The following is a 3088-nucleotide window of genomic DNA, read 5'->3' as shown; positions in this document are numbered from 1 at the left end:
AGTGGGTGCCCAGCTCAAAGGCTTCGCCCGGCTCATTGAAACCGATGTGGCCGTCGTGGCCGATGCCCAGCAGCTGCAGGTCGATGCCGCCCACGCGCTTGATCACATAGTCATAACGGGCACATTCGGCCTCGGCGTCCATGTTGGTGCCGTCCGGCAGATTGATGGAAGCGGGGTTGATGTTCACCAGGTCAAACAGGTTGCGGTGCATGAAGCTCCAGTAGCTTTCGGCATGCTCACGGGGCAGGCCGCGGTACTCGTCCAGGTTGACGGTGGTCACTTCGGAGAAGTCCAGGTCGCCTTTGTTGTACCATTCTACCAGCTGTTTGTAGGTGCCAACGGGGGTGCCGCCGGTGGCCAGACCCAGCACACAGTTGGGCTTCATGATGACCTGAGCGGAAATGATGTTGGCAGCCTTGCGGGACATGTCGTAATAATCTTTTGCGCGGATAATTTTCATAATAAAAACCTCCTGACAATGTAGGGGAGTGGCCCCTGTTCCTTGCCTTCATTATAACACGTAGAGAGAAAAGGCGCAGCATTTTGCCGTACACTTTTCAAAATAAAATGCCGGGGACGGGCATCGCGCCCGCCCCCGGCGGAGGTGATAAAGGGAACCAGAACCTTTATCTAGGCGCCGTAAGGGTTACTTACAGCATCTTCTTCAATTCGTCGTAGACAAACTGGACCTTGGGGCCGATAACGACCTGGCAGGCGTTCTTGCTGGGACGAATGACACCGGCGGCGCCGGCAGCCTTAACGGCCTTTTCATCCACAGCGGTGCTGTCCTTGACTTCAAAGCGCAGACGAGTGGCGCAGTAGTCAACGTTGGAAACGTTGCCCTTGCCGCCGACAGCGCTCAGAACGCCGCTGGCAATCGCGGTGAAGTCGTTGTTGGCCAGGGTGATGTTGGCCTCGGCGGCTTCGGCATCCTCATCCTCACGGCCCGGAGTCACCAGGTTGAACTTGGTGATGGCGAAACGGAAGACAACGTAGAAGACCACGAAAGCGGCAATGCCCAGAGGAATGATCATCCAGGTGTTGGCATGAGCCGGCAGAGAAGCGGAGAAGACCAGGTCAGTGGCACCGGCAGAGAACATGAAGCCGGCGCGGAAACCAACGTAGTAGGTGATAACGGTGAAGATGCCGTACAGAACAGCATAAACAACGTACAGGGGGAAGCACAGGAACATGAAGCCGAACTCGAAGGGCTCGGTAACGCCGCAGACGAACGCGCAGATAGCAGCGGAGGTCACGAGGCCGATGGCAGCCTTCTTGTTCTTGGCGGTGTGGACCATAGCCAGAGCCGCACCGGGGATACCGAACATCATGCAGGGGAAGAAGCCGGACATGTACATACCGAGGCTCCAGCCCACGTCGGCGGAGGTTTCACCGGCCCAGTAGTGGGTCAGGTCTCCCAGGCCGATGGTGTCGAACCAGAACACGTTGTTCAGGGCGTGATGCAGACCGGTGGGAATCAGCAGGCGGTTGAAGAAGGCGTACAGACCGGCGCCAACGCCGCCCAGGCTGACGATGCCGTCGCCCAGCAGAACCAGAGCATTGAAGATGATGGGCCAGACGAAGAGCAGGATGACGGAAACAACGATGGAAACCAGGCCGGTGACGATGGCCACGCAGCGCTTGCCGCTGAAGAAGGCCAGCCAGTCAGGCAGCTGGGTGCTCTTGAACTTGTTGTAGCAGGTGGAACCGATGATGGCAGCCAGGATGCCGATGAAGGCATTGCCGGCGGTCTTCTGGAAAGCAATGTAAGTGGAAGTGCCCTCGACCAGGTTCATGAAGGGGAGAGCGCTGACCACGCCAGTGCTGAGCAGCTGGGTCATCATCAGGTAGCTGACCAGACCGGCCAGAGCAGAAGTGCCGTCATGGTCATCGGACAGGCCAACAGCAGCGCCAACGGCGAACAGCCAGGCCATGTTGTCGATCAGGGCGCCGCCGGCCTTGATCAGAATGAAACCGGCCGTGTAAGCGAAACCGGTCGTTGCACCTTCAGCACCCATGGCAGCCGGAGCCAGTGCATAGCCCAGACCCATGAGAATGCCGCAGACAGGAAGCGCGGCGACAGGCAGCATCAATGCCTTGCCGAGCTTTTGCAGATATTTCATCATAAAAGCATTCCTCCAAAATTCAGATGGATTCCTCTAACGCGGGTGTGTGGCTGTCCTGGTTCTGGCAACCGCACACCTTGTTAAACTTATCTTAACATATTCTTCATAAAAAAGAAAGCAATTTTAGACGATTTGTCAAAAAGACGAAAAACATCTTTATATTTTGGCTATTGTGTGGGTAAAAATAAAGGATTTTCGCAAAAAAGTATAAATCAAAAACAATAAAATGAAAGTTATTTTTATAACGGGAAAAAGTCTGACCCGGGACAGCAGGGAGATGTTCTAAAAGAAATAGCAAGAAATTATAAAAAAATCCCGCACATATCGGAAGATACATGCGGGAATAAAAAATCAGGAATTCTGGGTGTTAAAGAGCTGCGGCGCCGCCTTGCAGATCAAGACGGCGGCAATGGTGGTCATAATGGTTTCGGGCACCATATAGCTGCCGTTATAGGTAAGACTGTAGGTCCAGGCAGGCAGACCTTCGCTCAGGTTGCCCCAAATGAGTACGCCGGACAGGAAGCTGCACAGGAAGCGGAACAGGCATACCACTGCGGTACCTACGGCAACGCCTACAAGACGGTTGGAGAAAGGCTTGGCAATGGCACCGGCCAGGCCCAACAGCGTAAAGGCCAGCACATAATCCAGCAGGATCATGCCCACCAGCGGCAGCAGGCCGGGAGCCGGCGGTGCGTAAAAGCCCAGCAGCATCTGGAGCAGGCTGTTGACGAAGCCTGTGAACAGGCCCCATTTTACGCCGTGCCGGAACGAAATCAAAATGAAAGGCAACATGCTGAACAGGGTAACGGAACCGCCGTTGGGCAGTTCGTAGATTTTGATGTTTGCCAGGACGGTGCCCAGGGCAATCATCAGGGCGCACTCTACCAGAGTACGGGTTTTGGAATAGGTTTTGGTCATCGGGTAAACTCCTCCCCAAACAAATATTCAGTACATAAAAACAG

At 54.9% G+C, this 3088-nt stretch carries 3 protein-coding genes; all 3 read right to left on the bottom strand.

Going from position 1 to position 3088, the window contains the following annotated elements:
• Positions 1 to 460: glucosamine-6-phosphate deaminase (locus H6B10_RS13605; protein ID WP_204652099.1), on the bottom strand; the 460-nt coding region annotated here is incomplete at its 3' end.
• Between the two features lie 190 nt (positions 461 to 650).
• A complete protein-coding gene (locus H6B10_RS13600) occupies positions 651 to 2126 on the bottom strand; it encodes a PTS transporter subunit EIIC (protein WP_204652098.1) in 1476 nt (491 codons plus the stop codon).
• Between the two features lie 351 nt (positions 2127 to 2477).
• The gene (gene thiT / locus H6B10_RS13595; protein WP_204652097.1) at positions 2478 to 3044 is read right to left on the bottom strand and encodes an energy-coupled thiamine transporter ThiT; all 567 of its coding nucleotides are present in this window, start codon (positions 3042 to 3044) and stop codon (positions 2478 to 2480) included.
• Positions 3045 to 3088: the final 44 nt, after the last annotated feature.

Source organism: Gemmiger formicilis (assembly GCF_016901605.1).
Taxonomy (GTDB): domain Bacteria; phylum Bacillota; class Clostridia; order Oscillospirales; family Ruminococcaceae; genus Gemmiger; species Gemmiger formicilis_B.
Note: the sequence above shows the minus strand (reverse complement) of the source record. Positions and strands in the feature narration are given on the sequence as shown.

What these genes read in the sequence shown, in the direction of transcription:
- H6B10_RS13600 (WP_204652098.1), bottom strand. Translation starts at nt 2,126, where the DNA reads ATGATGAAATATCTGCAAAAGCTCGGCAAGGCATTGATGCTGCCTGTC.
- thiT (WP_204652097.1), bottom strand. Translation starts at nt 3,044, where the DNA reads ATGACCAAAACCTATTCCAAAACCCGTACTCTGGTAGAGTGCGCCCTG.